Annotated in this window: 35 protein-coding genes; 5 read left to right on the top strand and 30 right to left on the bottom strand. The window is 57.9% G+C overall.

The window, feature by feature from the left end; translation table 11 throughout:
* Position 1: 1 nt before the first annotated feature.
* Complete coding sequence (ychF, locus tag AX768_RS13520) at positions 2 to 1,096, bottom strand: redox-regulated ATPase YchF (RefSeq protein ID WP_062000386.1); 1,095 nt, start codon at positions 1,094 to 1,096, stop codon at positions 2 to 4.
* A gap of 202 nt (positions 1,097 to 1,298) precedes the next feature.
* On the opposite strand from ychF, the gene AX768_RS13515 reads away from it, so the two are divergent.
* The 4 genes from AX768_RS13515 (at position 1,299) to AX768_RS13500 (ending at position 5,889) form a co-directional block, all read left to right on the top strand.
* A complete protein-coding gene (locus AX768_RS13515) occupies positions 1,299 to 2,471 on the top strand; it encodes a UbiH/UbiF family hydroxylase (RefSeq protein WP_062000385.1) in 1,173 nt (390 codons plus the stop codon).
* Positions 2,472 to 2,506: 35 nt separating this feature from the next.
* A complete protein-coding gene (locus AX768_RS13510; protein ID WP_062000384.1) occupies positions 2,507 to 3,238 on the top strand; it encodes a DsbC family protein in 732 nt (243 codons plus the stop codon).
* A 106-nt stretch (positions 3,239 to 3,344) separates the two neighbouring features.
* A complete protein-coding gene (locus tag AX768_RS13505; RefSeq protein WP_062000383.1) occupies positions 3,345 to 5,144 on the top strand; it encodes a M61 family metallopeptidase in 1,800 nt (599 codons plus the stop codon).
* 148 nt (positions 5,145 to 5,292) lie between these two features.
* Complete coding sequence (locus AX768_RS13500; protein WP_062000382.1) at positions 5,293 to 5,889, top strand: FMN-dependent NADH-azoreductase; 597 nt, start codon at positions 5,293 to 5,295, stop codon at positions 5,887 to 5,889.
* Between the two features lie 65 nt (positions 5,890 to 5,954).
* Here AX768_RS13500 and AX768_RS13495 read toward each other — a convergent pair whose 3' ends face one another.
* From AX768_RS13495 to AX768_RS13475, 5 genes are read right to left on the bottom strand one after another with little or no spacing between them, the layout of a single operon-like run.
* Complete coding sequence (locus AX768_RS13495; protein WP_062000381.1) at positions 5,955 to 6,731, bottom strand: uracil-DNA glycosylase; 777 nt, start codon at positions 6,729 to 6,731, stop codon at positions 5,955 to 5,957.
* Positions 6,728 to 7,384, bottom strand: a complete 657-nt coding sequence (locus AX768_RS13490; RefSeq protein WP_062000380.1) for a CYTH domain-containing protein — start codon at positions 7,382 to 7,384, stop codon at positions 6,728 to 6,730. Before AX768_RS13490 ends, AX768_RS13495 begins: the two co-directional genes overlap by 4 nt.
* Positions 7,385 to 7,405: 21 nt before the next feature.
* Positions 7,406 to 8,191, bottom strand: a complete 786-nt coding sequence (gene trpC / locus AX768_RS13485; RefSeq protein ID WP_062000379.1) for an indole-3-glycerol phosphate synthase TrpC — start codon at positions 8,189 to 8,191, stop codon at positions 7,406 to 7,408.
* A gap of 11 nt (positions 8,192 to 8,202) precedes the next feature.
* The gene (gene trpD, locus AX768_RS13480) at positions 8,203 to 9,234 is read right to left on the bottom strand and encodes an anthranilate phosphoribosyltransferase (RefSeq protein ID WP_062000990.1); all 1,032 of its coding nucleotides are present in this window, start codon (positions 9,232 to 9,234) and stop codon (positions 8,203 to 8,205) included.
* A 14-nt stretch (positions 9,235 to 9,248) separates the two neighbouring features.
* Positions 9,249 to 9,833: an aminodeoxychorismate/anthranilate synthase component II gene (locus tag AX768_RS13475; protein ID WP_062000378.1), complete on the bottom strand. Its 585-nt coding sequence runs from the start codon at positions 9,831 to 9,833 to the stop codon at positions 9,249 to 9,251.
* Positions 9,834 to 10,111: 278 nt separating this feature from the next.
* Between AX768_RS13475 and AX768_RS13470 the strand changes: the two genes are divergently transcribed.
* Positions 10,112 to 11,104, top strand: coding sequence for a hypothetical protein (locus AX768_RS13470; RefSeq protein WP_155524238.1), 993 nt, complete (start codon positions 10,112 to 10,114; stop codon positions 11,102 to 11,104).
* 248 nt (positions 11,105 to 11,352) lie between these two features.
* Here AX768_RS13470 and AX768_RS32775 read toward each other — a convergent pair whose 3' ends face one another.
* From AX768_RS32775 to AX768_RS13355, 24 genes are all read right to left on the bottom strand, one after another.
* Positions 11,353 to 11,646, bottom strand: coding sequence for a DUF5710 domain-containing protein (locus AX768_RS32775; RefSeq protein ID WP_155524237.1), 294 nt, complete (start codon positions 11,644 to 11,646; stop codon positions 11,353 to 11,355).
* Positions 11,646 to 12,287, bottom strand: coding sequence for a hypothetical protein (locus AX768_RS13465; RefSeq protein ID WP_155524236.1), 642 nt, complete (start codon positions 12,285 to 12,287; stop codon positions 11,646 to 11,648). The genes AX768_RS32775 and AX768_RS13465 overlap by 1 nt, the downstream gene beginning before the upstream one ends.
* A 292-nt stretch (positions 12,288 to 12,579) precedes the next feature.
* Entirely contained in the window at positions 12,580 to 12,954 is a 375-nt protein-coding gene (locus AX768_RS13460) for a hypothetical protein (protein WP_062000375.1), read from the bottom strand.
* Between the two features lie 57 nt (positions 12,955 to 13,011).
* The gene (locus AX768_RS13455) at positions 13,012 to 13,272 is read right to left on the bottom strand and encodes a hypothetical protein (protein ID WP_062000374.1); all 261 of its coding nucleotides are present in this window, start codon (positions 13,270 to 13,272) and stop codon (positions 13,012 to 13,014) included.
* Positions 13,273 to 13,285: 13 nt separating this feature from the next.
* Positions 13,286 to 13,612, bottom strand: coding sequence for a hypothetical protein (locus AX768_RS13450; protein ID WP_062000373.1), 327 nt, complete (start codon positions 13,610 to 13,612; stop codon positions 13,286 to 13,288).
* Between the two features lie 43 nt (positions 13,613 to 13,655).
* The gene (locus tag AX768_RS33690; protein ID WP_231941278.1) at positions 13,656 to 14,507 is read right to left on the bottom strand and encodes a hypothetical protein; all 852 of its coding nucleotides are present in this window, start codon (positions 14,505 to 14,507) and stop codon (positions 13,656 to 13,658) included.
* Positions 14,508 to 14,578: 71 nt separating this feature from the next.
* Positions 14,579 to 14,941, bottom strand: coding sequence for a hypothetical protein (locus AX768_RS33465; protein WP_197672638.1), 363 nt, complete (start codon positions 14,939 to 14,941; stop codon positions 14,579 to 14,581).
* Positions 14,942 to 15,009: 68 nt separating this feature from the next.
* A complete protein-coding gene (locus tag AX768_RS13440) occupies positions 15,010 to 15,561 on the bottom strand; it encodes an IS630 family transposase (protein ID WP_197672636.1) in 552 nt (183 codons plus the stop codon).
* On the bottom strand, positions 15,558 to 16,064 hold the full coding sequence (locus tag AX768_RS13435; RefSeq protein ID WP_231941265.1) for a helix-turn-helix domain-containing protein: 507 nt from the start codon (positions 16,062 to 16,064) through the stop codon (positions 15,558 to 15,560). The genes AX768_RS13440 and AX768_RS13435 overlap by 4 nt, the downstream gene beginning before the upstream one ends.
* A gap of 104 nt (positions 16,065 to 16,168) precedes the next feature.
* On the bottom strand, positions 16,169 to 16,843 hold the full coding sequence (locus AX768_RS33685) for a hypothetical protein (protein ID WP_062000372.1): 675 nt from the start codon (positions 16,841 to 16,843) through the stop codon (positions 16,169 to 16,171).
* A 299-nt stretch (positions 16,844 to 17,142) separates the two neighbouring features.
* On the bottom strand, positions 17,143 to 17,469 hold the full coding sequence (locus tag AX768_RS13425; protein WP_062000371.1) for a hypothetical protein: 327 nt from the start codon (positions 17,467 to 17,469) through the stop codon (positions 17,143 to 17,145).
* Between the two features lie 12 nt (positions 17,470 to 17,481).
* On the bottom strand, positions 17,482 to 18,729 hold the full coding sequence (locus tag AX768_RS13420; RefSeq protein ID WP_062000370.1) for a hypothetical protein: 1,248 nt from the start codon (positions 18,727 to 18,729) through the stop codon (positions 17,482 to 17,484).
* 2 nt (positions 18,730 to 18,731) lie between these two features.
* The gene (locus AX768_RS13415) at positions 18,732 to 19,106 is read right to left on the bottom strand and encodes a hypothetical protein (protein WP_062000369.1); all 375 of its coding nucleotides are present in this window, start codon (positions 19,104 to 19,106) and stop codon (positions 18,732 to 18,734) included.
* Complete coding sequence (locus AX768_RS13410) at positions 19,103 to 20,695, bottom strand: hypothetical protein (RefSeq protein ID WP_062000368.1); 1,593 nt, start codon at positions 20,693 to 20,695, stop codon at positions 19,103 to 19,105. The genes AX768_RS13415 and AX768_RS13410 overlap by 4 nt, the downstream gene beginning before the upstream one ends.
* 56 nt (positions 20,696 to 20,751) lie before the next feature.
* Entirely contained in the window at positions 20,752 to 21,006 is a 255-nt protein-coding gene (locus AX768_RS13405; protein WP_062000367.1) for a hypothetical protein, read from the bottom strand.
* Complete coding sequence (locus tag AX768_RS13400) at positions 20,999 to 21,313, bottom strand: hypothetical protein (RefSeq protein WP_062000366.1); 315 nt, start codon at positions 21,311 to 21,313, stop codon at positions 20,999 to 21,001. Before AX768_RS13400 ends, AX768_RS13405 begins: the two co-directional genes overlap by 8 nt.
* Positions 21,310 to 21,498, bottom strand: a complete 189-nt coding sequence (locus AX768_RS13395) for a hypothetical protein (RefSeq protein ID WP_062000365.1) — start codon at positions 21,496 to 21,498, stop codon at positions 21,310 to 21,312. Before AX768_RS13395 ends, AX768_RS13400 begins: the two co-directional genes overlap by 4 nt.
* Positions 21,499 to 21,744: 246 nt before the next feature.
* Positions 21,745 to 21,957 carry a hypothetical protein gene (locus AX768_RS13390; RefSeq protein ID WP_062000364.1) on the bottom strand — a complete coding sequence of 71 codons (213 nt, stop codon included), beginning with the start codon at positions 21,955 to 21,957 and terminating at the stop codon, positions 21,745 to 21,747.
* Between the two features lie 4 nt (positions 21,958 to 21,961).
* Positions 21,962 to 22,504, bottom strand: a complete 543-nt coding sequence (locus AX768_RS13385) for a hypothetical protein (protein ID WP_062000363.1) — start codon at positions 22,502 to 22,504, stop codon at positions 21,962 to 21,964.
* Positions 22,504 to 22,773, bottom strand: coding sequence for a hypothetical protein (locus AX768_RS13380; RefSeq protein ID WP_062000362.1), 270 nt, complete (start codon positions 22,771 to 22,773; stop codon positions 22,504 to 22,506). Before AX768_RS13380 ends, AX768_RS13385 begins: the two co-directional genes overlap by 1 nt.
* A 505-nt stretch (positions 22,774 to 23,278) precedes the next feature.
* The gene (locus tag AX768_RS13375) at positions 23,279 to 24,529 is read right to left on the bottom strand and encodes a hypothetical protein (protein ID WP_062000361.1); all 1,251 of its coding nucleotides are present in this window, start codon (positions 24,527 to 24,529) and stop codon (positions 23,279 to 23,281) included.
* A 124-nt stretch (positions 24,530 to 24,653) separates the two neighbouring features.
* Entirely contained in the window at positions 24,654 to 25,073 is a 420-nt protein-coding gene (locus AX768_RS13370) for a hypothetical protein (protein ID WP_062000360.1), read from the bottom strand.
* Complete coding sequence (locus AX768_RS13365; protein WP_062000359.1) at positions 25,070 to 25,249, bottom strand: hypothetical protein; 180 nt, start codon at positions 25,247 to 25,249, stop codon at positions 25,070 to 25,072. Before AX768_RS13365 ends, AX768_RS13370 begins: the two co-directional genes overlap by 4 nt.
* 775 nt (positions 25,250 to 26,024) lie before the next feature.
* Positions 26,025 to 26,288, bottom strand: a complete 264-nt coding sequence (locus AX768_RS13355) for a hypothetical protein (protein ID WP_062000357.1) — start codon at positions 26,286 to 26,288, stop codon at positions 26,025 to 26,027.
* Between the last annotated feature and the right edge of the window lie 5 nt (positions 26,289 to 26,293).

The following is a 26,293-nucleotide window of genomic DNA, read 5'->3' as shown; positions in this document are numbered from 1 at the left end:
ATCACACGTTAAACAGGAAATTCATCACATCGCCGTCGTGGACCACATATTCCTTCCCTTCGGCCCGCATCTTCCCGGCTTCCTTCGCGCCCTGTTCGCCTTTGAACGCGATGAAATCATCGAACGCAATGGTCTGTGCGCGAATGAAGCCGCGCTCGAAGTCCGTATGGATCGCGCCCGCGGCCTGGGGGGCCGTATCGCCGATATGAATCGTCCACGCCCGCACTTCCTTCACGCCTGCCGTGAAATACGTCTGCAATCCCAGCAGCGTGTAGCCCGCACGAATCACGCGGTCGAGGCCCGGCTCGTCCATGCCGATATCGGCGAGAAACTCTTGCTTGTCGGCGTCGTCGAGATCGGCGATTTCCGCTTCGATAGCCGCGCAAACGGCCACCACCGGCGATTTTTCGGCTTCCGCGTACTTGCGCACCGCGTCCAGATGCGGATTGTTCTCGAAGCCGTCGTCCTTCACGTTCGCCACGTACATGGTCGGCTTGGCCGTGATCAGGCACAGCGGCTTGATCAGCAGAAGTTCGTCCTCGCTCAGGTCCAGGCCGCGCACGGGCTTCGCCTGGTCGAGTTGCGCCTGGATCTTTTCGAGCAGGGGCACGAGCTTCGCTGCTTCCTTGTCGTTGCCGGAACGCGCCGATTTCGCATAACGATGATGCGCCTTCTCCACCGTCGACAAATCCGCCAGCGCCAGTTCGGTGTTGATGACTTCGATATCCGCCAGCGGGTCGATCTTGTTCGCGACGTGAATCACGTTCTCGTCTTCGAAGCAGCGGACCACATGCGTGATGGCATCGGTTTCGCGGATGTTCGCGAGGAACTTGTTGCCGAGACCTTCGCCCTTGCTCGCACCGGCGACGAGGCCGGCAATATCGACGAATTCAACGATCGCCGGCACCACGCGCTCGGGCTTGACGATGTCGGACAGGGCGGCGAGACGCGGATCGGGTACTTCGACCACGCCGACGTTCGGCTCGATCGTGCAGAACGGGTAGTTTTCGGCGGCGATGCCGGCCTTGGTCAGTGCATTGAACAGTGTGGACTTGCCGACGTTGGGCAAGCCGACGATGCCGCATTGGAGGCTCATGGGATCCTTCGAACTGGTGAAACGGCGTGCGCCGCGTGGGTCAACGCTGCATTTCGCTGTGCAGCGGGCGGCCACGTCTTGCGGGCCGGACAAACCCATATTGTACCGCTCTGGCCCGGCACGCTGGGCGCGCGGGGATCCACGGTCGAAACACCGTGTTGCGCATCAAATCTCGAAATACCCCCGCGGCTATAATGCCCGCATGACTTTCCACTCTCGAAATTTCCACGCGGTCGTGGTTGGCGGCGGCCTGGTCGGCAAGACGGCGGCGCTCGCGCTGACGCAATCCGGCTTGCGTACGGCATTGCTTGCAATGCCCGCCGCAACGCCGCCCGCTGCCGGCAGCTTCGATTCGCGGATCTACGCGCTTTCGTCGAGTTCGCAGGCGCTGCTCGAACGTTTGCGCGTCTGGCAGGCACTTGAGCGTGAAAAGCTCGGGCCGGTGCTGGACATGCGCGTTTTCGGCGATGCCTTCGCCGAACTGCACTTTTCCGCGTTCCAGGCCGCCGTGCCGCAACTGGCGTGGATTGCGGAGTCGTCGCTGATCGAACGTTCGCTCGATGCCGCGCTGCGTTTCCAGCCGAACCTCACGTGGATCGATTCGCGCGCGCAGGGCCTCGTGATTCACGATGACGCCGCGCACCTCACGCTCGCCAACGGCGACACGCTCGAAGCCGATCTCGTGGTCGGCGCCGACGGTGCGCACTCCTGGGTGCGTGCGCAGACGGGCGCGAAGATGCATCGGAGGGAATATCGGCAGACCGGCGTGGTCGCGAATTTCAAGTGCGAGAAACCGCACGCCGAAACTGCATACCAATGGTTCCGCGACAGCGAAATCATCGCGCTGTTGCCGTTGCCGGGCGATTACGTGTCGCTTGTCTGGTCCGCGAAAGCCGATCATGCCGATGCCCTGCTGAAGCTCGATCCCGAGCAACTCGCGGCCGAAGTCGAGAAAGCCACGCAAAACATGCTCGGCACGCTGGAATGCGTGACGCCGGCGCAAGGTTTCCCGCTTGCGCTGCAAACGGTGGATCGTCTGGTCGGGCCGCGTGTGGCGCTGGTCGGTGACGCTGCACACCTGATTCATCCGCTTGCGGGGCAGGGCATGAATCTGGGTTTGCGCGATGTCGCCGCGCTCGCGGATACACTCGCCGGCAAGGAAGCCTTCCGTTCCGCGGGCGATCCGGTTTTACTCCGCCGATACGAACGCGCCCGCCGCGAGGACATTCAAAAACTGACCATCGCGTGCGATGGCCTGCAAAGACTCTTTGCCGTGCCCGGCACGCTTGCAAGCGCGGTGCGCAATACGGGCATGGCGCTCGTTGGCGCGCAGCCGCAGATCAAGCGCTGGCTCGTTTCAGCTGCGCTTGGCTAAAGACCTATTCACTTTTCAGCATCACAGGAATCCGAATGAAAATCATTCTTCGCCGCGCTCTGGTCGCTGCCGCCACGCTGGCAGCGGTGTTTGGCATCGGCATCGCGGCCCAGGCCGATCAGACCACCGACAAGATCAAGTCCACGCTGCAGTCGCGTATTGGCGACGCCGATATCAAGAGCATCCAGAAGTCGCCCGTTCCGGGCCTGTACGAGGTGAACCTCGGCGCCCAGATCGTCTACACGGACGCGACCGGCAATTACTTGCTGATGGGCGATCTCGTCGATACCCGCACGCGCACGAATCTTACCGAAGCGCGTCTCGCGGAAACCAACAAGATCGACTTTGCGAAGCTGCCGTTCGAGAACGCCGTGAAGGTCGTGAAGGGCACCGGCGCACGCAAGATCGCGGTGTTCTCGGACCCGAACTGCCCGTATTGCAAGCAACTCGAAACCACGCTGAAATCCGTCGATAACGTCACCGTCTACACGTTCCTGTACCCGGTTTTATCGCCGGATTCTACGTCCAAGTCCAAGTCCATCTGGTGCTCGAAGGATCGCTCGAACGCATGGGAAGGCTGGATGCTCGACCACAGCGCGCCGACCGCTTCGGCAAGTTGCGATACGACCGCCATCGATAAAAACCTGAAGCTCGGCCAGTCGATGAACGTGACCGGCACGCCTACGGTCTTCCTCGCCGATGGACGCCGTCTCCCCGGCGCCATTCCGGCTGACCGGCTGGAAAAGGAATTGTCGGCGGTTCGCTGAACGTAGCGGCCGATCCACGAAAGGAGGCGCGCGATGCGCCTCTTTCGCTTTCAAACAGGCATCCAACGCCAGCCTCGCCGGCGATAAGAAGAAAGGATCTCGAAGCATGAACGCCATCCGATACACCATCGTTCCGAAACATCCCGCAGCGCATGTGTTCGAAGTGACGTTGACCGTTGCGCAACCCGATCCGGCCGGCCAGCGCTTCGTGCTGCCCGTGTGGATTCCGGGCAGCTACATGATTCGCGAATTCGCGCGCAATATCGTGACGTTGCAGGCGTTCAACGCAGCGGGACGAAAGATCGGCATCGGGAAGACCGACAAACACGCATGGCAAACCGCGCCGCACGACGGCCCGATCATGCTGCGTTACGAGGTCTACGGCTGGGATTTGTCGGTGCGAGCGGCGCATCTGGATGACACCATCGGCTTCTTCAACGGCACGAGCGTGTTCCTGGCCGTGGAAGGGCAGGCGGATGCGCCGTGCATCGTGGATATTCAGAAGCCTTCGGGCGCGCAGTATGCAAGCTGGCGCGTCGCCACGGCGTTGCCGGAAGCGCGCGGCACGAAGCGCTATGGCTTTGGCGCGTACGAAGCGCCGAATTACGACGCGCTGATCGATCATCCCGTGACGCTCGGCGAGTTCGCGCTTGGTTCCTTCGATGCTCACGGCGCGAAGCATGACATCGTGATTTCGGGCCGCGTGACCGCGCTCGATATGCGGCGTCTCGAAACCGATCTCAAGCGCATCTGCGAGTCGCAAATTGCGCTCTTCGAGCCGCGCACGAAGAAGGCGCCTATCGATCGTTATGTGTTCATGACCGTTGCCGTCGGCGATGGTTATGGCGGGCTGGAACATCGTGCATCGACCGCGTTGATCTGCAATCGCGCGGACCTTCCCGTCACCGGACGGCCGGAGATGACCGATGGATACAGGACGTATCTGGGGCTGTGCAGTCACGAATATTTCCATACGTGGAACGTGAAGCGCATCAAACCTGCAGCGTTCGCGCCATACGATTTATCGCAGGAAAATTACACGTCGTTGCTGTGGCTGTTCGAAGGGTTCACGTCGTACTACGACGACCTGATACTCGTGCGCACCGGCTCGATCAGCGCAAGCGATTATTTTGCGCTGCTAGGCAAGACGATCGGCGGCGTGTTGCGCGGCTCGGGACGGTTGAAGCAAACCGTAGCGGAAAGCTCGTTCGATGCCTGGGTCAAATATTATCGGCAGGATGAGAACGCGGCGAACGCCATCGTCAGTTATTACCAGAAGGGCTCGCTTGTCGCGCTCGCTTTCGATCTGTCGATTCGCGCGCAAACGGAAGGCAAGAAGTCGCTCGACGACGTGATGCGTCTTTTGTGGCAGCGCTACGGCCGCGATTTCTACAACGGCCGGGCGCGCGGCATTGAAGAGAGCGAAGTCGAAGCGCTGTTTGCCGAAGCCACCGGCGCCGATCTGAGGAAGCTCTTCCGCGAGGGCGTGCACGGCACCCGCGATCTGCCGCTGGAGACCTTGCTGGAACCGTTCGGCATCAAGCTCGCCGCCGATATCGCCACGAACGGCACGGCAGGCAAGCCGTCGCTTGGCGCACGCATTCGCGGCGGCGCGGATTGCGTGCTTGCGGCCGTCCACGAGAACAGTGCGGCGCAGAAGGCGGGGTTATCGGCGGGAGATGTGCTGGTTGCAATCGATGGTCTGCGCGTCACGGGTTCCAATCTCGATTCACTGCTTTCGCGTTATCTGCCCGGCGCGAGGGTTGAAGTTCACGCATTCCGTCGCGACGAATTGCGCGTGACGCAGGTGAAACTCGACGCGCCGGACGTGTCCCGTCACGTGCTTTCCACGGCCGATTCCAGCGCTCAGACGAAGCAATGGCGTGAACGCTGGCTGAAAGGTTGATGCAGCAATAGCGGCCAAAAGGCGGATTGTTCTATCAGTGCAACGATCCGTCATGGGTGCACAGCTTTTTCCCGATCGATTAACCACGAAGAATGCGTCCTGTCAGAGCGTTTTCGCGCTCGCACTCAACCAAGGGACAGGAGTCATCATGACGACCATTCTTCAAATCAATTCCGCTGCCCGCTCGCAAGGCGCCCAGTCCACGTTGCTCGCCGACGAAGTCGCGGCCAAGCTGCTGCAATCGCATGCTGGCGCGAAGCTCGTGGTTCGCAACCTTCTCGCCAATAACCTCCCGCATCTCGACGACGCCACGCTAGGCGCGTTCTTCACGCCGGCCGATGCCCGCACCGCCGAGCAAAACGCCATTCATGCAAAGAGCGAAGCGCTGATCGCCGAATTGCAATCGGCTGACATCGTTGTGATCGCAGCACCGATGTACAACTTCGGCATTTCATCGCAACTGAAGGCTTACTTCGACTGGATCGCACGCGCCGGCATCACGTTCAAATACGGCGCGAACGGCCCGGAGGGCCTCGTGACGGGCAAGAAGGTGATCGTTGTGTCGGCACGTGGCGGCAAGTACAGCGGCACGCCGAACGATTCGCAAACGCCTTATCTGAAGTCGTTCCTCGGGTTCCTCGGCATGACCGATGTCAGCTTCGTGTTCGCTGAAGGCCTGGCAATGGGTCCGGACGCTGCCGGCGCCGCGTTGGCTACGGCTCGGGATTCGATCGCTGCACTGTAAGTTGCTTCAGCTTTAAAAAAGCCCGCCGTGTGTTTGATAGACACGGCGGGCTTTTTCTTGGCGCTTCAGTTTGGCAGATCAGGCAAACGCCAGTCGATGGCCCGCCGTCCATTTTCTTCCAGGTAAGCATTCGCCGACGCGAAATGCCCACAGCCCAAAAATCCGCGATGTGCCGATAACGGCGACGGATGCGGCGCCTCGAGCACGCAATGCGCTTTTCCCGCTGCCACGGCAGACGCGATCAATCCGCGTTTCGCCTGCGCATGCGCGCCCCAAAGCATGAACACGAGATGTTCGTGCCGCATCGCAAGCTCGTGAATCAGCGTGTCGGTGCAATGTTCCCAGCCCCGTTTGGCGTGGCTGCCGGCTTTATCGCGTTCCACGGTCAGCGATGTGTTCAGCAACAGCACGCCTTGCTGCGCCCACGCGTCGAGACAACCGTGATTCGGCGCGGCAAAACCGAGGCTCGCGTTGATTTCCTTGAAGATGTTGCGCAACGACGGCGGCGGACGGACCGGCGCCGGAACCGAAAACGCGAGGCCATGAGCCTGCGGTGCGCCACGGTCTTCGCCGTGATACGGATCTTGTCCGAGAATCACCACTTTGACGTCGGCGGGACTGGTCAGACGCAAGGCGCGAAAGACATCGGCGGGATACACGGTCTTGCCGGCGGCGCGCTCAGTGTCCACGAACGCGCACAACGCGCCGTAATGCGGACTTTCGATGAACGCCTTCAGGTGCTTGCGCCAATCGGCCGGCAATGCATCGAACTGGCTCTCAAGCGTTGTGAACGGATGACTTTCCGAAGCGCCTTCGGCCTCGAACAACAACGCCTGGTTCATTTCACGCCACCGTTCGAACCTTCCGCCTTTGGCTCGCACAATTCGTAACCACGGCGCGCCTTGCTCGCATCTTCAGGCTGGAGGTAGAGAAACGCGCCACGCATCTGGGCGGCGAGGTTGGTCATTCCGGCTTCGTCGCCGGATTTGAGTTCGAGTTCCAGTTCGCTGATGGGCGTGGTGCGGCGCTCGCCATCGATATCCGTTACGACTTCGCCAAGATCTAGCGCGGCTTCGATTGTCGCGCCATCGATATCGACGTTCCATATCACGCGGTCAAAGTCCGTACGGAAGAGGGCGTTCAACTCAGGCGCGGCGTCACGCAGAGCGTTGCGCGCGTGTTCGTCGTCGCAAAGTTCGAGCAGCTTGTCGATCTCCAGCGCTTCGCCCGCAACCGGCATTTCCCATTCGTGCCGGTTATGCAGGCCGCCACTCGACTCACCTGCGGTCTTGTACGTCTGCAGCCATTGATCCGGTGCGCCGCGCAGCCGCACCGCGCTCTTTGCTTTGGCGAGCGCGCGGTCAGCGGTGTCGAAGTAGACGTTCGTCAGGTGAATCTTCCGGCCTTCCTGGCCCGTTCGCTTCGTCAGATCCCTTGCGATCTCTTCGTGGTCCGATGTCGGCAGCGCCAGCTTGATCTCACGTTCAATACCCAAAATAAACTCCGTGCAACAGCGTCAGAAGAACATTCGCGCAAGTTCGGTGCCGGGATCGTCGGCGCGCATGAACGCTTCGCCGACAAGGAACGTTTGCACGTCCATTGCCTGGAGCCGTTCGACATCCACGCGCGACAGGATTCCGGATTCGGTCACCACAAGGCGCTCTTCCGGCACCATTTCCAGCATGCCGATGGTTGTATCTATCGACGTCTGGAATGTGCGGAGGTTCCGGTTGTTGATGCCGATAAGCGGCGTTTTCAGCGTTAGCGCCTGCACAAGCTCATTCTCATCGTGAACCTCGACCAGCACCGCGAGGCCCAGTGAATGGGCATAGGCTTCGAGGTCACGCATTTGTTCGGGCAGAAGCGCAGCGGCGATCAGCAAGATGCAATCGGCGCCCATCGCGCGGGCTTCGAGGATCTGATACGGATCGACGATGAAGTCCTTGCGCAGGACCGGCAAGTTGCACGCGGCGCGCGCTTCCTCAAGATACGCGACGCTGCCCTTGAAGAACTGCACATCGGTCAGCACCGACAGACACGCGGCGCCGCCACGTTCATACGACCTGGCGATATCGGCGGGGACGAAGTTTTCGCGTAGTACGCCCTTGGACGGACTCGCTTTCTTCACCTCGGCAATCACCGCCGCTTTACCTTCAGCATGCTTCGCACGCAAGGCGCCGACGAAGTCGCGCGAGTCGCGCGTGCTCGCTTGCAAACGCAGCGCCTCCACCGAAATGCTTTCTTGTGAAACGCGGATTTCGTCGCGCTTGACCTGGATGATGCGGTCGAGAATGTCACTCATATCGGATTCCGTTATTTGGCGAATTGCTGCGTAAAGCGCACGAGTTCATCGACTTTTTCGCGCGCCTGACCGCTCGCGATCACTTCTTTCGCGAGGCGCATGCCGTCCTCGATCGATTCCACGACGTTCGCGGCATAAAGCGCCGTTCCTGCGTTCAGCGTGACGATTTCGCGCGCCACGCACGGCTTGTTATTGAGCGCGCCGAGCAGCATGGTCTTCGATTCCTGCGCGTCGGCCACTTTGAGCGTTCGGTTCGACACCATCTGCAAGCCGAAATCTTCCGGATGAATCTCGTATTCGCGGACTTGCCCATCGCGCAGTTCGCCGACAACCGTCGCGGCTCCCAGCGAGACTTCGTCCATGCCGTCCTTGCCGTACACAACCAGCACGTGCTTTGCGCCAAGGCGCTGCATCACGCGAACCTGGATGCCGACGAGGTCTTCATGAAACACGCCCATCAACTGATTCGGCGCGCCTGCCGGGTTGGTCAGCGGGCCAAGAATGTTGAAGATGGTCCGCACGCCGAGCTCACGTCGCACGGCGGCGATGTTTTTCATCGCCGGATGATGGTTCGGCGCGAACATGAAACCCATGCCTGTTTCGGCGATGGATTGCGCGACCTGTTCCGGTTTCAAGTCGATATTCACGCCGAGCGCTTCGAGCACGTCCGCGCTGCCCGATTTACTCGATACCCCGCGATTCCCGTGCTTCGCAACCTTCGCGCCGGCGGCCGAGGTAACGAACATGGTTGCCGTCGAGATGTTGAACGTGTGCGAGCCATCGCCGCCCGTACCGACGATATCCACGAGGTTATCGCTGTCCGGCACCGTCACATGATTGGCGAATTCGCGCATGACGGTTGCCGCCGCTGCGATTTCGCCGATGGTTTCCTTCTTCACGCGCAATCCCGTGATGATCGCGGCGGACATCACCGGCGACATCTCGCCGCGCATGATCATGCGCATGAGGTGGAGCATTTCATCGTGGAAAATTTCACGATGCTCGATGGTCCGTTGCAGCGCTTCCTGGGCCGTAATAGTCATGTTCTGATCCCGGTTCACACGCGTTCGCCCTGCTTCGAGCTTTTAACGAAGTTCTCGAGCAGCGCGTGGCCATGCTCGGACAGGATCGATTCGGGGTGGAACTGAACGCCTTCGACCGCAAGTTCCTTGTGACGCACGCCCATGATTTCGCCATCGGGTGTCCACGCAGATACTTCCAGGCAGTCCGGCAGCGATTCACGCTCGATTGCCAGCGAGTGATACCGCGTCACGCTGAAATGCTTGGGCAGGTCGGCAAACACGCCGCGGCAATCGGTTTCGATCGTGCTGACCTTGCCATGCATGATGGTTTGCGCGCGCACGACCCGTCCGCCGAATGCCTCTCCAATGGCCTGATGGCCAAGACACACGCCAAGAATGGGGATCTGGCCGGAAAATTCGCGCAACACGTCGAGCGTGATGCCCGCGTGTTGCGGATTGCTCGGCCCCGGCGAAAGGCAGATCCGCTCGGGATTCAGTTTCGCGATTTCACTGAGGGTGATTTCGTCGTTGCGGAACGTCCGCACGTCTTCGCCCAGTTCGCCGAAATACTGAACCAGGTTATAGGTGAACGAATCGTAGTTGTCGATCATTAATAACAATTTAGCACCTATCTGCTTGATTATATTGAATTTTCACGTCTTTATGCGGTCGGGAAAACGGCTTTTAGCCCCGTTTTAGCCCCGTGTTGTATAGACGTGACAATTTAGCCCGTACGGGCGCGGTGACGCGTAGCGATCAGGGTCGCCAGCAGTGCAGCAGAAGGGGGAAACGATTCGACAAGTACATGCTCAGGATTCTACCTCAGGCTTGTCGCGCCGGGCATTGCCGCCTAGGACTTGCAGTAGACTTCGCAAGTCCTCATACGTATAACATCGACATGGCAAACCCGGTTACCCCCGCATCTTCGGCTCTGGTCAATCTCTACGCGCCCGCCGCATCGTCGGTTGCCGCTACCGTAAATGCCTCATCCCACCCTTCGCACGGGTTCATCGCTTGGGCAATGGCTAATCCGATTTTGTGCGCAAGTTTCGTTGCCGGGTCCGTGACTACTTTGGTGGGTTTCCTGACTTGGTCAGGGGTTGTGCTTTCGCTTACGAGTTCCCGAAAGGAATCCAAACGCGATAGGCAGCACGCCGCCGACGAAGCACATAAGGAGCGTCTCGCCACAATGCGGCGCGAGGTTTATCTAAGCGGCGTCGAGGAATTGATAAAAGCGCAAAACTATCTCGGGACACTTCCGAAGCAGGATTTTACGAATAAAAATTTGTTCGAAGGGCTTCTAGGTTTGCAAATAGCGGTGTCAAAAATAGGCATTGTTGCCGAACAGGACACGGCTTTGAAAGCCCGCGCATTGGCCGGACGATACAGTTCGTTCATGATGAAGTCCTTACATATCATGATGCCTTTGATGATAGCTAAGTCTGAGCGAGATACCGCTGATACGAACCATACGGATTCACGGGCGGAAGTTAAACGGGTTCTGGTGCAGATGGGTGCTTTTGTAGAAAGCGGTATTCGGGACGACGGACAACTGGAACGATTGAATAACGCGTTTCAGATGCATCAAGACTGGGCAAAAAAACATTCTGAGGCAAGGGACATAGCAAATCTTAAGATCAATGAAGCCGAGATGGACTACGTAAAGGTGCTTAGAGCGGAATCAGGCACGCTTGCATCAGAACTTGATGAAATTGCGTGCCTAATCCGTAAAGAGCTAGGTGTCGAAACTGACATGAGTCGTTTTGTTGCGCAGACAAAGGACCTTCAAGAAAAATTGAATGCAGTATTTGATGAGGTAATGGCGATGTGGAATCAAGCGCACGAAGCTCATGTGCGCCGCGTGGATGAGGCGGGAGACGCCTCACAATAGCGATTAGCCGTCTCTAGAGAATGGGTAGTCCAGTGCGGCGCGCCACCGGGATTCGTTGACGTCTACGTACTCCGGTGCCCAAAGCGAGGGCGCGATTTCGGGCCGGGGGTTTAGCGGGTTGTGCCGGATGCCGTGCGTCTGACGCGTCCAGCCCGAATCGGCGGGCGCAACATAGCCGTACACACGCACGGGAACCGGGTAGGCGGGGTCGTCATATACGTGTTCAACAACACGGCGTAGGCGTCGCGTCACGTGCGCCTCCGTCTGATGACATTACGCCGTGACCACGCGCTATACACCGGCGGTTGATAGGCAAGGGTTTGCGGGATCACAAGGTTAGCCTCGGCGGCGCTTACTGTACCGTCCGCACGCGGACTCACGGGTGCCCGGGGAAGCCAGCGCGCGAACACAGACGGGTCCCGGTGATTAGGCACATATAGGCGTCGCACGGCGGGATCGTAAAGCGCACCCAGCGCCTGTGCGTCAGCGAATTCGTTAGCGGGTACGCGCAAGTAGCGGCGCAACGGCATATCGCCTGTCATCAAAACATTCCTTTTAGGCCTTGCCCGCTTTCTATCTGTGCGAACACGCGGGCCATGTCATCAGCGCCAGCGGGCCAGCCGCTGACGGTGAAATCGAAGTCATCGCGCGTACGGTTGTACACGGCGGTGATGCACGTGCGCCCGTGCTTGTACACGGCGGGCTGGCCTTTTAACCGGCGTGCCGTGCCCTTAAGGCTGTCAAAGGTCACTAAATCGCTGATGGTCTTGACCGCCGTAACGGCTTCGGCCTTGAACGCTTTCGCCTTTACCGCTTGGGCGGGCCTTGCTGTCCTTGCTTCCCGGGCTATGGCCGCTACGGCTTTGCTTGCCGCGCATTCCGCCTCCCGGGTTTCTCCAAAATGCTTCTTTACGGCGTCCGCGTGTGCGCGTTTCTCGGCGACTTCATACCGTGCATGTAGTTCCGCGCGTTCGCACTCGGCTTTTTCGATTTGCTTTTGTAGACGTTCGTTCTCGCGCTCTAACTCGCGCAAATGTTTCCGCTTGGCAACGACGGCGGCGGTTTCGGTACGTTGCGGTTTTTGCGCCGCCGCGCGCCATTGCTTATAGGCGGTGTTCTTACACGGTTTGCATACCTTCAAATACCCGTCGCGCATCCGTGCAACTGTCGTGAACTCCGTCAACGGTTTCTCGACGCCGCATGTCTTGCACGTCTTCACCGCTAGCGCAATCGCGGGCGTTGTCAAAGGCGCGGCGGCGCTGCAATCAACTGCACTGACAACGTCGGCGGGTGCGGGAACGTCAGCGGGCGGCGGGGTAGGGCGGGGGCGCGGCGCGTGTGCGTGTGCGTGTGCTTGTGCGGCGACATGAAACGCCGTTAGCGCCGCGTGTACGGTACCGCGAAACGTCACCTGTAGCGGTGCCGTGCGTGTGCTGTACTTATTCTTATGGACGTTCACGTGCGCTGTCCCGTGCTTAGACCGGCTTGTAGTCTTCGATCTTCGCCCGCACATCGGCGGTGTACTTCGCGTGAAACGCCTTGTAGCCTTCGAGAAACTCCGGGTTTTTTCCGAGTGCGGCCCACACCGTGTCCTTTCTGACATCGGCTTCGCCCGCTATCTCGATACTCGCGCCTACGATGCTGTCATAGGCTTCGTCCAACAGCTTCGCCCCGGCTTCGCCCGGGTTGCCGCCGCTAAGTTGAAACAAGAGCGCGAAGGCTTCATACACGGCGTGTCGTGCCGCGATTACCGCGCGCAACGCCTCGGCCTTCTGTTCGGCGGTAAGCGTCGATACACGGCGGTCAATCGGTTTGCCGTAGCGGTCATGCAACTGGATTTCGGTAGTCATGGTTAGGTATCCAAAAGGGTTAAAACAACGGTTTCTTACAGTGAAAAAGTGATAACGCTATTCTTTTAGTTGCCGGGTCGTGATTTCCTGTGAATTCGCGGCGGCGCTAAGCAATGTGTATACGTCTTGTTCTAGCTTAAGAATGGCTCCCCAGACGTCAAAGCCGGGAAGCTGTAGGGCGAGGGTATCGCTACGCAGGGCCTTTACCGCGTGCAACACTTCAACGGCATCGCGCATCGCGTACCCGCACAGTGTTGCATGGTCTTTTAGTTCCTTACGCACTTCGGGGGACAGCGTGTCTTTGTGTGCTTCGGCCATGTCGCGCTCCCGGTTATTGATAGGTGACGGCGATGCTGGACGTGCTGTTCTGCGCGATGTACAAGCCCTTGCTGAAGCCGATGCTGAGCGGCCCGGTATCGCGTGAGGTGTGCACGCTGAGAATAGGCGTGGACAGGTCGGCTTTGCCCGTGGCTGAGTCATAGATCACCGCGTCCATGACGAAGTTGTTCTTCAGGGCTACATAGCCCGCGCCTGAATCCAGGGTGTTCTCAATGATGGCGTCCGGTCCCGGCGCGGTAACGCGGGTCAACGTGCCAGCGCCTGTGACGAGTTGACTGCCGGTGGGCGGGTAGGGCGCGTATGTTGTCTTCGTGGTCATTTCAAAAGTCCTCGGTTAGTAATGCAAAACGTTAAAAACACTGTTAAAAGCCGTCGGGTCCGCCTAGGCCTACGATAACGCCGTACGCGAAACCGTCGTAAAGGTCATCGCTGCGTTTCGCGGCGTCCTTGTCGCCGATGACGTAGCTACACACCTGATGCACTAGGTGATTACGGGACACGCCCTTGTATGTTGATACCTTGTCAAACGCGTACTGGCTAAGCTTCACGCGCTCCTGATGCACCGGCGCACTGGCTAGAATCGCGCGCCCGTCTTTACCCTGTGCGGTAATGTCCCCGGCGATGGGCTGTGCGGGCAAGCCCGTGCGCTGTGCGAATTGATTCAGGGTGATGCCGCTGGCACGGTCCTCGATAAACGCCCCGGCGCTACCGGCGCGCGCCTTACACGTCACGGCTAGCTGTTCAAGGCGGGTAAAGACGCTGGGTAACCACGTCGTCAGCAAGTCGCTGTTGATCTGTAGGATTTCCCAGTCAAGGACTACAAGCGGTACGCCGAAGTGTTCGCTACGCGCGAAGTACACGACGGCGGTGCCGTCATTGCCTGAACCGTCTTTCATCGCCGAATCAATCGTGGCGTACACGTAATCGCAATGCACGGGGTAGGCCACGCCCCGGCCCTCGGCGGTTAGCTTTTCGAGGCTAAAGAAGGCTTCGCCCGCCCATGACACGAACTCGGCGTTGTATTCCTGTGCCCAGACGAGCGGGGCGTTCTTAGCCTTCAGCCCGGCGACGGCGGCGGCGTCTAGCATCGGGTTCGCTGACGTCGGCGCGTAGAACTCGCGCCAGACCTCGGGCCAGTCGTCGTTCGGTTCCTTGATTGAACACGCCTGATAGAAGAACGATTCGTCGTCTACGCCTTTCGGCGTGCCGCCCATGCTGGCGTTGCCGTTGCGATCAAGTAGTGTCGGCGCTATCGATTGTTCGAAAATGTCACGTAGGCCCGGCACTAGCTAGCCTCGTCAATGATCACCTCGTCATAAAAGCGGCTACGTCCGGCGTCGGGATCGCTCAGCGTCCAGAATTCAACGGCACCGCCGGTTTTCAATTCGATGATTGCCCCGGTCTTGCTCGCGCTTTCTACGGCGGGCTGTATCGCCTTTAAGATGCGCTGATAGCTAGGCATCCACAGCCGGTGGCTAGGCGCGAAGTAGCCGACGCGCTTACCGTGTACGGACCAGTTGGCGGCCCATTGCTCAAACATCGTCGTCTTACCGTAACGGCGTCCGCAGCGCAGGACGTTGCGCGACCCGCGATTACGGTAGATTTGCTTTTGCCCGCTATGCAACGGGATAAGCTTGATATCGGGCATTGCTCGGCAATCCTAGTTATATATCGAAACCGGCATAACCGGCTGTATGGATTATGTGGCTTAAGTGTTCAGGCGAAACGGATTTCAAATTCTGAGCCGTAGGCGGCGAGCAGTTTGCCGATCTCAGCATCGATGGTTTCCTTGGTCCAGGTAACGAAACGTCGCCAGTGATACTTTGCATGCTTCCAAACGATTTCGATCAGGTTCAGCTCGGGACTGTAGGGCGGCAGATGGAAGAGCACCATGCGATGCTCGAGAAACCACCGGTCGATCGTTTCCTGCTCGATGTTGTGATGAATCGAGGCGTTGTCGAGGACGACCACCGTCATCAGACCGGGCGAGCCGTCCTTCGCGATCTGGTCAAGAAACTCAACGACGGCGGGGCGTTTGATGGTCGCCTTGCTGACTTCATGCTTCAGAAGGTTGGCGCCGAAATCAAATGCGCCGAGGACCGAGCGTCTGCAATGCGGCCGAGGAACAACACGGTGTGGCTCGCCGATGGGCGACCAGCCGCGTTGCACCGGCGGTGAAGCGCAGAACCCTGATTGGTCAAAGTAGACCAGGCGGCACGCCCCATCACGAGCGGCCTGCTGCAACTTTGAGAGCGTGCCTGCTTTCACGGCGAACTCCAGTTCGTCGCGCTTTTTTTGAGCGAGTAGCGGCCACGTTTGTAGGAAAACCCCGCGCGCTTGAGCGCCACCGACAGCGTTTCCAGGCGGCATGGCAAAGGCTGGCCATGCACCTCCTCAATGCGCAGCGCGATCTGCTTGAGCGTCATCGATTCGGTGCGGGCCGCTTCGATGGCAGTGGCGATCAAGGCATCAGACAACGCGCGAGGCCGCCCGCCTTTATGCCCGGTCAGCAAACCACACAGGCCCCTGTCGTTCCAGGAATGCACCCAGTTGTACACCGACTTGTCGCTCACATCGAGCTCGACGGCGATCTCATGAACCCGTCGGCCGCTGCCAAGCTCCAGCAGACCCAGCCCTCGGGTTCGAAAGTCTTGATGAGGATGCTTGCGCGAGAGTTGTTGCAAGGTCTTCGTCTCCGCTTCGGTCAGTTCAACAGCACATTTCATCGGCAGGCAGGTAATCAGGATGGGATTGCCTGTCAGACTCGCCATTCTGAAATTCGTTTACTCCGCACACTTAACTCACGGCTGGGGCACGGGGCTAAATCGGGGGCTAAATCACAGGTTATTGCGCGGTGGCGTCAATAGTTCGCACTTCATGCCTCGCCGTCGCCGTCTAAGTCAGGGCTGTTCAACACGCGGAACGTCTGCGCGTCTTCGGACGTGTTGCCTATGTTTCGGTACTTAGCCGATAGCTTGCCTAGTACCTGTAACCTGACTAGCGCCTGTAGCTTCGCCTTCGCTATCTTGTCGCTGGTTTTGATCTTTACGCGCGTGCCGTCCTGCGCGGTCTGCGTGTGATCGCCTACCTGTATCGCGTCGGGGATATCGATGATTTGATCGCCCCAGCACGCGAACTGAAATTCAAGCGCGGTTTCATACCGGGCCTTAAGCGCGGGGTCGTCTTGAATCCAGGCGTACACGGTGGCGCGCGTGGGCCATGCCGGGTTAGCCGCGCATGCTTTCGTCAGCGTCATACCGTTCGCGACGGCGGTCAGCACCGCGTCTAAGACGGCCCTGTCGTACTTGCGGGGACGGCCCGTCTTGATTTTCTTTCTAGCGACTGCGCCTACGCCCGCTCCCGCGCCCGCCTCAGATAAAATCTTTTCGGAATCGTTCGCGCGCGCATGCGTACACTCTAGAAGGCTGCTTTCTAGAAGGCTGCTTTTTAGAAGGCTGCTTTCTAATAGAGTGCTATCTGCGGGGGTGTCGGCTTTCCGGCTTTTCGCTTTCGATGCCTTGCCGGTATTAGCCTTAATGTTCACTGCCATGATGGCCTTTTCGCCTGTCTATTCTTAACTAGGGTTTTACTGTCCGGTGTCTACATGCGTGTGCGCCGCCGATAGTTGCCCTAACGCGATCTCAGCCGCGTGTTTTTACGTGTTTATCTACGTCTTTCTATCGCTTGATAACAGCAGTCCCACTGTACTCATCGCTGTCTTAACTTGGGAGTGTGTTCCCAAGTTTTTCCCTGTTTCCAAACCCACGGCGCAACCCCCCGTTTGTAAAACGCAGACGCATGGTTTTGCCCTTGTTTCGCGGGTTTTTGCAGCGGTAGGGCGAGGGCGGGTCACGCGTCGGCGCTGCGATCAATTGCGATTGCTTGGGCTGGCGTTGTGCTCATGTCTATACCAGCAAACACCTGCGATTCTTGGGCTTCCGCTGCGCTCGCAAAATCAAACAAAATCGCGCTTTTTAAGATGAAATCCTGCATCTCTAAAAGCCGCGCCACCAACACGTCATCACCCCGCGCCGGTGAGAATCTGATAATGCGCCGCGCCGCGAAAGCGAGTGACGCCGCCGCTGCTTTCAGGTCATCACGTGTCGCCGCGCGCTGTTCCGGCGTTGCGGCGTCGTGTGTTGCCGCTAGGGCATCGCTGATTTCAAAGTGTTCCATGATTCGTTGTCCTTATCTCGGTAAGTAAAAATTAGCGGTCGTGCTTCCGGCGTACAGCGTGGGCAACGCGTCTACGGTTGCGTCACCGGGGGCGCTCGCCAGATAACAATCGATTACCGTGCACCAACTCAGCCAATCAGGCTGTCTTGAGTTACCGACGTGTCTTACGCTACGCACCGCGAATGTCCCGGTAAAAACGCTGCCGCTTTTCTGATTGGCGTAGCCCCCGGCGTTAGGTTGCACGTTGAAGAATTGCGATTGCGATGCCGCGCTGACTAGTCCTAGGCCTACCTGTGATGCCCCCGGCACATTAGGTAGTTTGATGTAGTCACCGGCAAGAATATCGCCGCGAAGTCTGCACGTGATTTGCACGGTATTGTTTTGGCCGTCCCAACTAGGTTGCCCGACCATGTCAACGTATTGAATTTGTTTGGGCGCGGTGATCGTTGTGCCGTCGCCTACGATCAACGAACCGCCTAGCAGGTTGATCGATACCCCGGGGTATTTGCTACGGTCGGGGATCGCCCCGCCGATCACCTTAAGACTTAAGTCGTGGACGTACCGCGCGAATTGCGTCAACGTCGCGAAAAACCCGGTGTCCGCGCTACCGCTAGTCCATGCAAGGCCGGGGTTCACCGCGCCGATCACTTTGTATTTCGGATAGGCCACGGATAGCGTAGACACTAACGCGTCGGCAAAAGGTTGCCCGTTTTTCCATTGCCAGATGATATTAGACGGCGCGGCGTTGGTTGACGGCAGCGGCGTCGTGTCCGCCGTTGAGGGGTTGCCCGATGATTGATTCGAGGACGGCGAGCTACCGCCGGAAATGATAGTAAAATCGAGGGTCTGGCTAGTGCCGACCCAGTTGCCGAAACACGCGCCGACTTGACCGCTGACTAGAAGATTTGCCTGTGCGGGATTTGCCAACGGTAGGCCGCGCGACATGCCGCCGCGAACGCTGATGTTCATGCCGTTTAGATTCACGGCTTGACCCGTTTCGGCAAGGCCGATGCCGTTGATACGCAGAAAGCCGTTTTGCGTCGGCGTATGCAGGTAGGACGTGGCTATGTCCATTTCAACGCATTGCGCCGCCGGATTCGTACCCGCAATCGTGTACACGTTTGCGCCGTCATTTAGCGAACAATATGTCCACGGGAATTTCGCCTTGTCTTGCCGCGAAAACCCGGGCCGCCCGCCGACGTTCGGCACAAAGATTTCCCCGGTTTTCGGATCGGTTACCGCCACCTCGTAATACCGCATGATTACCCCGGAAAATTGGACGATGTAACGGCAACGCTCGAACCCGCCGGTGCCGTGACCTTCACATTGATATTCTGTGCGGCGGGGAACTGACCCATGCCCGGCGGACGCTGCAAGATCGGCGGCATCGGTTTGTCTTTGCCGTCATCGTCAATCTGGATAATCTGCGGGTCGATCTTTTGTGATGCGATCTTTTTCAAGACGCGACGCGTTTCGGCGTGCGCGGCCAGCGCCGGATCGTTCTCCGCATAGATTGTCATGTCTTGGGCTTCACCTGACGCCGACTTAACCGCGCGGGCGTTGTCATCACCGGGGGCGGCCTTGGGTGCGTCGGTGTAGTCCGGGTTGTACATCGCCGCCACGCGTTCGGGCGTCAAGTCACGATGCTTACTCGATTCGAACTGGAAAACAAGGCTTTCGAATTTCGCGCGCACCCGGGGGTCGTTGAAATCCAGTTCATCATTCGTGGCAACGCCCATGCCCTTAGCAAGGAACGCCGCGTATTCGCGCGGGTGATTACCGTCGCTGGCCGGTGCCCATTTGTTGGCGAAACCGTCAGCGGTGCTGATCTTGTCGCGGTAGTAATAAAGCTGTAGCTGTCGGTCCGCCGCGCGCACGCCCTCGGCGTCGGTCTTGAACGTCTGAAAACCCGTGCCGCCCGGGGGCGCATGTTGCCGGGGTTGTGCCGTGCGTCCGTGCCCGTGGCGTCACCCGCCGGGTCAGCGGATTGCGAGTGATTCCAGGTGCCAAAGGGGTGATCCATGTCCCATGCGGGTTTCAGTGAAGCGCCGCCGGATTTGATACCCGAATTCTTTACGCCGCTCCACAGGGCTTTCCATTTGTCTTTGTCGGTCAGTGTTCGCCCGACGGTGATAGCCGCGTCATCGAGTGCGTCACCGCCGGTGCCGAGTTTCGGCATGACGGGGGCGACGTCCTTATCATAGAAGTCTTCGGCTTTTTTCAGCCAGCCCGGCAATTTTTCGAGGACGTCTTTGCTTAACTTCGTCGCCGCGTCTGACCATGCTTCGAGTTGCGGGGCAAGGATGATCGCCGCGTGATCAAACGACTTTGAAATATCGGCCCAGTTTTCGGCAAGGTGATTTTTCAGGCCGGTCCCGGCGTCGGCGTCCGCTTGACTGCGGGCAAACTTCGGCACGTCCTTAAGGTACTCGGCGTGCATGCCGTTCAAATCGTCATCGCTATACGACGAAAGACGATTTGCCTGTGCGTCATCAATAAGGTTTGAAATGCCTGTGCCGCGACGCCATTGGCCGCCGCCTAACACCCCGCGTTCTAAATCGCCCTTGCGCACGGCCTTAAACAAGCTTTCGGATAGTTCAATCGGGTCCTCGCTCTGAATTTGCTCAGGCGTCAACCCGGCGGCTAACAGAGGCGTCCATTTTGTCGAATCCATTTTTGCCGAGGCGAGTTTTGACAACAGGTCTTCGCTCGCGCCAATACCCGAATACGCGGTGGTGAACGCTTGGGCTTGCCCCGGCGCAAGATTCAATGCGCGGCCTTGCAAATTTAAGGCGGCAAGGCTTTTAGCCGCGCTTTCGATTGCACCGTAAAGCGCACCGAAGGCACCCGCAACACCTAAGCCCGCGCCGAGGCTACCGAGTTTGCCGCCGCTAGCCAAGCCGATGGTCATCCGGGCAAGACCGCTGACTTCCCGACTTGTCGTCGTCGCGTGCTTTTGAATTTTTGCCCAAGATTTTTCATCTTCTTTCAGGCGCAGCGTTTTTGCTTTATCGAGTGTTTCGGCGCGCGGGTCTAAGGGCTTCTTTTCGGCCTTCGCCTGATTCGCAAGCTTGTCCATGGACGCGTTGGTCACCGCCATTTCCGCATTAATGTCTTTCCATAACGCGGGCATGGTTTCGAGCGATTCATAGTACTTGTTGTACCGATCCTGAAATTGAGTGAACGCTGTGTCGTCAATGTTTATGACGATGACCGGCTTGTCCATTTGGTAATCCTAAAAATTGCAATCAAGTGCAGAATTTGACTAACGCTGATGTTGCGCTAGTGGAGCGTCCGGGTTATCACGGCGAGACGGTCATGGGCAAACGCACGGTGCGGCGCGATGATTTCAAGCGCTTGCGCAATTTCGGCATCAGGGCGCACCTCGTACAGCCCGGCCAAAATCCGGTGCGTTTCGTCAAGTACATCTGCGATTGCATCCGCGAACATCGGCGCACCGCCACGCAGCGCGTATGCACGTTCAAGCTCGGTCAGCAATTTGCCCGTGGTAATCAAAAATTCTTCGACTTCAGTCATTGCCGCTCCGCAATCCGTAATTCAGGTAATCGTTAAAAGCGTCGCGGCGTTCATGCCTTTGCAACGCGGCTAGTCGTCCCACGGCTTCACATGCGCGGCGCGCGATGGTTACCTCGACGGAACGGACATAAAGGTCATGGGGTTCAGCCGTGCACAACGCGCCTAGACGTTTCGCCGCGTGCACGAGCGCTTCGGCCTCGGCGCGTGCAAGCACAACGTCATCGCTGGCATCGGGCGACGCGCGTAAGGCACTGAGGGCGCGCCAGCCGGTGTTCAATTCGGTCACAACATCGGCAAGGCATGTCACGGCGTATCCTCCGATCCGTTGCGCACTGTATTTGCAATGATCTTTGCGACGTCCCAGCGCGAACGGTTCAACGCCTCCCGCTCCTTAACCGTCAGCTTGCGCGCGGGCGGGCGGCGGATATTGGAGAGGTCGAAAGGGGTGCGGCCCCGATGCATGACCTTGTATTCACGTTTATCACCGTCCATATCACGCACCTGTATGTTTACGTTTCCGCAAGTTGTATTGCCGGACGCTTAACGGGTGTTCCCGTTGCCATGCCGCCGTACGTAATGCTTCAGCCTCGGCATTGCGTGAATACCAAGCCGCGAAAGCCGCCGACGCACACGCCTTGCACCGCAGACACTTGCCGTCTTTCGTTCGCACGTCCGCACTGAACGCGGTAACAGGCTTGGTTTCACGGCACTTTGAGCAAAGCTTTGTCGTCATGGCCGTTACAGGTCGTCAATGTCTTGCCGTTGCGCACCGGTTCTGACGACATAGCGGTGACGCGCAAGGTGCGAATGCGCAGCGAGGACATCATGCAATTCCTGCCGTGCGTCGGCTTCAATCTGGTCCGCATCGTATTGCGTAATCTGGCCTTTATCGACCAAATCCGCGAGTCCGAACCCGGTGACCGAAACTTCGATGATTAGCTTTTGCGCCATGACTCTATCTGCCGGGAATGTTGTTTGGAATCGATACAACCGTCTTGTCATCCGAACCTAAGCCGGGGCCGATAGCATTGCCTTGCGGGACCGCGATATGGGCCGCATACAAGGCTTTGAACGCGCCGCGCGTGGTGCCGTCGGCATTCGCGCCGGTGACAAACTCGGAATACGCGCGCCCGCCCTGAGTCTTTCGAACCTCGCGAAATTCGCCGACCTTCAAATCCAAGGGGTGCCGTGCCTGTGCGCGGGCGTCCGCATAGATCGCCGCTTCTTTGCGTTCAAACGATGCGACGTCGGGCACACGGGACATATCAAGCCCGCGCCGGTGCAACTTGGTTTCACGCGCAAGTGTTTCGGCAAGCCGCTTGCGATATGCGAACGGCGTTTCGCCGGTGTTCGGCTCAGGGGACACGCGCCCGTACTCACGAAACACCGCGTCGGCACGCGTTTGCACCACCTTGATTTGCTGACGCTGCTCGCTCGTGTACGAATTAGCGCCGAAACGATGTGGCTCGGCGATTATTTCAACAATCTCATAGGCCATTACTTGCCTCCCTTCAACATAAGGTATGGGTTCGGTGCCGGGTTTTTGTTGATCCTGACCATCAAACGCGCTTCGCCCATATGCGGGGCCATCCACACACGTTTGTCGCCGGTGAACTCACGGATTTTTCTGCCGGTTTCCGGGCAAATCGTGACGCGCTCTACGAGCTTTCCCGGCTGAACGGAATCGGCACGGGTTTGCGCGGGTTCGTTGATCGGTCCGGGTGTGTACAGCGGACCGGTAAGGCTGATCGAATTTCCGTAGGTCATATAAAGTCCTCAAATCGTTACGTAGCTGCGTTGACCCACTCCGGCTTGCACCGCCGCGACATAACGCGCGCTGAACACCGGGTTAGCGGCGACGGCGCGATACCACGACGTGCGGCTAGGGTAGGCGGGGTTTGAATCAAGCACGCTAACAAGGGAACGGCCCGCCGCTACTTGCCTCAAAACGTCTTCGATAATTGGCGAGGGAAAAGACTCCACTGGTGCCTCGGTCGGTTCAGGTGTGTGGTGCATTTTCATTTCCATGGAACAGTTGTTTCATTGTCCGGATTCAACCTCTAACGGGGAACATCTAACGAAAATATTTTCGTCGTCCTAACTAATGAAATTATCACGTTTGTCAAACGGATGCCTTGACTGCAATGATTGCATATTAGGGGCAGACTCGGCGCCTCGCCTCTGTAGCGGGCCGCCGGGGCAAGTGGCTATGTCGGCCTATCCGAACCCGGGCGGGCGGCGGGGCGGGTATACGGCGGGGCGCGGCAAGCCGTTAGGCATGGAATGTTTGCTTCGCCTTCTTTGCCGCTTCGGCGTCTTTCTTCGCTTGGTTAGATGCCGCCCATCCCTCAATCTCCGCCTTATCCAAGAACAGTTGATGCGCGGACGGTTCTAATGCGATTGCCGGGGGCGTGACGGGTTCCGGTGCGGTAACAGGTGCCTCGGGTTCAACGGATTCAGCGGTGACCGCGTCAAAGTGTTTAAGCAACGCGCCGATGTGCTGACTAAGAAAGACGGGCCGGGGTTGCTCGGGTACGTACTTGTTCGGCAAAAGGTCTTCGAAGACAGCCTTGTACAGTTCCCAATCGTCAGCGGTAGCCTCAAGGAACGTCTCTAGCGTGTTGTAGTGCTTCGAGCCTGTCACCGCTTCCTCAACAGCACACAGGGCCTTTTCGTATTTGTCCTGCTGGCAGAACTTTTCAAATTTCAGGGTCGAGTATCCGTGCTTATCCATGATCCTGTTGAACAGGTCTAAGCGGTGCGGGGTTTTACTTTGACTCAGGTATTCGTATTCGGGTACGGGTTTGACACTTCCCTTCTTCCCTGGCTCGCCTTTCCCCTGTCCGGGTGCCTGTCCTGCTTCTGCCGTTTCTTCGGAAACGGCTTGTTTACATGTAGGTGTGTAAGTAGTCTTTGTTTGTATGTCTGTTATGAGTTGTACCCCCGGGGTACATGATGATGTACCCGCCGGGTACATGGCCGTGTGCCCTCCGGGTACATGGGCAAGTTCTTTGAATGACGGTACGCCGTCAAGCATCGAACCGCCGTCAGCGCATTTCAGCCGGTAGTGATTGCACGCGTGACCGTCGAAAGGGTACTTCCATACCTCGATGACACCGGACTTCACAAGGATTTCCGTGGCGCGTGTGCTTTCCTTGCGGGACAGCCCGAGTTCGGTGAGCCAGTGCGAATGTGATTTAGCGATCCACCACACGCCGTTGCCGTCTTGCTTGCGAAGCTTGCTTTCACCCTTGCCGTTCGGCTGATACCAGCCTACGAGCGCCGACAGCATGAGCGCCGCATTGATTTCGTTATGGAGGGGTTCAACGTACTCGGCCCGGAACTGTACGAACGTGTGTTCGGCCTTGTCATCGCGCACGGCGAAGTCATAGCGCCGTTCCGGCTTTTTAACTGGCGTAGGCTTAGCCGGGGTGAGGTCAAGCGCGGCGGTGGTTTTGCACCGTACCGCGTTATCGATAAAGATGAATTCTTTGAAAAGGGCGGCGCTAGGAAGTGCTGACATGGGGATTACCAATCGATTATGTTTCAATTCCCCTGAAATCGTATATAATCGATGCAGGGGTCGTTCTTTGCCGGACAACCTGTTTTAAAAGCCCGATACCATTTGCGTGGATCGGGCTTTATTTTTAATCATTTTCTGAGAGCTTGCCCGTATCCGAGTCAATCCCTTTTCGTTCGCATACCTGAAGCCAGATAAAAAGACCGAGACTATCCCAAGCCTCATCGCTGTTACGCAAAACTCTGCCGTCACTGCAAAGCATCATATAACTGTCAGTATATAAGCCGCCGATGCATATGGGGACCGGGGTCATATCGATACCGGCATTGCGGCATTCCTCGTTGTCTTTCTCGATTGCCCAAGCTATTACCGGCGTAGCATAAATGCGCGCGCATCTGTCAGCTTCGGGCTGACGGGCCGTTAAGTAGTCCGGATATTCAATCAAAACTTCTTCCGCAATAATTCCACCCTGATCGCTAGGAATAACGTATGTATCCGGTGCTGCCGGTACTATCGTATAAAACTTGCGGCCTTGTACCTTAATCATGCTGCCTCCGTTTGCGGTTGTTGTTTTTCTTTTGACGCCACGTGTTTCTCAAGCGCAATGCGCACGATTGCCGAAAACGGTGCACCGGTTTCACTAGTGATCTCGGCAACTTGTTTCTTCAGCGCTTTCGGAATAACAATATGTGCGCGGGTATTAAGGGGGCTAATTTCGGCCATGGTTGATTTACCTCCGTGTTAAGATATCGTGTAGCCTACACATTCAGGCACATAACCGCCAGCAACAAAATTCGGCTGTTCCGCGCATTAAAACTAATTAGAAACGCAGACAGACAATAACAGCGGTTTTACCGGGGTTTTTATGCGTTTGCGCATTCCGCGCCCGCGCAAAATATTTTCAATGGAGTGTCAAAAATGTCTACAGCCGTCGTCTTGCCGTTCGTCAGCCGAAATGGGGCGAACCATCTGATGCGTCCCCAGAATGCACTTGACTGCAATTCTGATTCAATTGACGAAACGTCTAGTTGCGTTAGCGAGTTGCCCGATGATGAAAAACCGCCTGAACCATTACAGTGGATTTAGGCTGAAAACCGACAGTCGTTACCGCGTACACTGTTGTGAATCCGGTCAAAAAACCTAAGGCTACTAAGAATGTTTTTGCGGCGGTCATTTCGTTTCTCCGCAAGCCGTAAGGAACGCCTTGACCGTTTCGGTCCGCCAAAACGGGCGCGGGTCAAAGCCGTCAGGCGGCGGTATCAGGCCTTTCTTGCGGCGCTGAAAAAACGCGGGCGAGGACAGATTACCCAGCAACGCCTGAAAGTTTGCGTTACGGATATAGCCCGGCTGGTCCAGCGAAATCAACGGTGCTTTAGGCTGAACGTTCCAAGACTTACGTTTCGGCTTTGCCGGGACAATGACGGCGGGCGTGGGTGCTTTAAATCTGATCGGCATGACATTCCTTGCATTGCGCCCTCCGTGGCATTGTTAAGTCGGATTAAGCGGGCACCGCTTCGGATTCGCGTTCGTCTTCTTCGTCTTCGGGCTCGTGGCAGTACTCAATTACGGCTTCGGCAGACAAGTCGAATTGAAAACCAGCCTTCGCGAAGTTTGTGTACGGGTCAACCAGCATAAAACCCCCGTAGTTATCGCTGGTGTTCGCGTGCCATCGGGTCTTTCTTGCGATCAAACCCGCCGCTTGTGCGGCGCGACGTGCACGGGCTTCGAGGTTCTTCTCGTGACGCTGTTCTATATCAGTCATGATTA

The sequence above is a fragment of the Burkholderia sp. PAMC 28687 genome (assembly GCF_001577465.1).
GTDB lineage: Bacteria > Pseudomonadota > Gammaproteobacteria > Burkholderiales > Burkholderiaceae > Caballeronia.
This window is presented reverse-complemented; position numbering and strand designations above follow the sequence as displayed.

Bases quoted from the DNA above. Each gene is read 5' to 3' on its own strand.
- ychF (WP_062000386.1), bottom strand. From the start codon at position 1,096: ATGAGCCTCCAATGCGGCATCGTCGGCTTGCCCAACGTCGGCAAGTCC.
- AX768_RS13515 (WP_062000385.1), top strand. From the start codon at position 1,299: ATGACTTTCCACTCTCGAAATTTCCACGCGGTCGTGGTTGGCGGCGGC.
- AX768_RS13510 (WP_062000384.1), top strand. From the start codon at position 2,507: ATGAAAATCATTCTTCGCCGCGCTCTGGTCGCTGCCGCCACGCTGGCA.
- AX768_RS13505 (WP_062000383.1), top strand. From the start codon at position 3,345: ATGAACGCCATCCGATACACCATCGTTCCGAAACATCCCGCAGCGCAT.
- AX768_RS13500 (WP_062000382.1), top strand. From the start codon at position 5,293: ATGACGACCATTCTTCAAATCAATTCCGCTGCCCGCTCGCAAGGCGCC.
- AX768_RS13495 (WP_062000381.1), bottom strand. From the start codon at position 6,731: ATGAACCAGGCGTTGTTGTTCGAGGCCGAAGGCGCTTCGGAAAGTCAT.
- trpC (WP_062000379.1), bottom strand. From the start codon at position 8,191: ATGAGTGACATTCTCGACCGCATCATCCAGGTCAAGCGCGACGAAATC.
- trpD (WP_062000990.1), bottom strand. From the start codon at position 9,234: ATGACTATTACGGCCCAGGAAGCGCTGCAACGGACCATCGAGCATCGT.
- AX768_RS13470 (WP_155524238.1), top strand. From the start codon at position 10,112: ATGGCAAACCCGGTTACCCCCGCATCTTCGGCTCTGGTCAATCTCTAC.
- AX768_RS32775 (WP_155524237.1), bottom strand. From the start codon at position 11,646: ATGACAGGCGATATGCCGTTGCGCCGCTACTTGCGCGTACCCGCTAAC.
- AX768_RS13460 (WP_062000375.1), bottom strand. From the start codon at position 12,954: ATGACTACCGAAATCCAGTTGCATGACCGCTACGGCAAACCGATTGAC.
- AX768_RS13455 (WP_062000374.1), bottom strand. From the start codon at position 13,272: ATGGCCGAAGCACACAAAGACACGCTGTCCCCCGAAGTGCGTAAGGAA.
- AX768_RS13450 (WP_062000373.1), bottom strand. From the start codon at position 13,612: ATGACCACGAAGACAACATACGCGCCCTACCCGCCCACCGGCAGTCAA.
- AX768_RS33690 (WP_231941278.1), bottom strand. From the start codon at position 14,507: ATGGGCGGCACGCCGAAAGGCGTAGACGACGAATCGTTCTTCTATCAG.
- AX768_RS33465 (WP_197672638.1), bottom strand. From the start codon at position 14,941: ATGCCCGATATCAAGCTTATCCCGTTGCATAGCGGGCAAAAGCAAATC.
- AX768_RS13435 (WP_231941265.1), bottom strand. From the start codon at position 16,064: ATGGCGAGTCTGACAGGCAATCCCATCCTGATTACCTGCCTGCCGATG.
- AX768_RS33685 (WP_062000372.1), bottom strand. From the start codon at position 16,843: ATGGCAGTGAACATTAAGGCTAATACCGGCAAGGCATCGAAAGCGAAA.
- AX768_RS13425 (WP_062000371.1), bottom strand. From the start codon at position 17,469: ATGGAACACTTTGAAATCAGCGATGCCCTAGCGGCAACACACGACGCC.
- AX768_RS13420 (WP_062000370.1), bottom strand. From the start codon at position 18,729: ATGCGGTATTACGAGGTGGCGGTAACCGATCCGAAAACCGGGGAAATC.
- AX768_RS13410 (WP_062000368.1), bottom strand. From the start codon at position 20,695: ATGGACAAGCCGGTCATCGTCATAAACATTGACGACACAGCGTTCACT.
- AX768_RS13405 (WP_062000367.1), bottom strand. From the start codon at position 21,006: ATGACTGAAGTCGAAGAATTTTTGATTACCACGGGCAAATTGCTGACC.
- AX768_RS13395 (WP_062000365.1), bottom strand. From the start codon at position 21,498: ATGGACGGTGATAAACGTGAATACAAGGTCATGCATCGGGGCCGCACC.
- AX768_RS13390 (WP_062000364.1), bottom strand. From the start codon at position 21,957: ATGGCGCAAAAGCTAATCATCGAAGTTTCGGTCACCGGGTTCGGACTC.
- AX768_RS13385 (WP_062000363.1), bottom strand. From the start codon at position 22,504: ATGGCCTATGAGATTGTTGAAATAATCGCCGAGCCACATCGTTTCGGC.
- AX768_RS13380 (WP_062000362.1), bottom strand. From the start codon at position 22,773: ATGACCTACGGAAATTCGATCAGCCTTACCGGTCCGCTGTACACACCC.
- AX768_RS13375 (WP_062000361.1), bottom strand. From the start codon at position 24,529: ATGTCAGCACTTCCTAGCGCCGCCCTTTTCAAAGAATTCATCTTTATC.
- AX768_RS13370 (WP_062000360.1), bottom strand. From the start codon at position 25,073: ATGATTAAGGTACAAGGCCGCAAGTTTTATACGATAGTACCGGCAGCA.
- AX768_RS13365 (WP_062000359.1), bottom strand. From the start codon at position 25,249: ATGGCCGAAATTAGCCCCCTTAATACCCGCGCACATATTGTTATTCCG.
- AX768_RS13355 (WP_062000357.1), bottom strand. From the start codon at position 26,288: ATGACTGATATAGAACAGCGTCACGAGAAGAACCTCGAAGCCCGTGCA.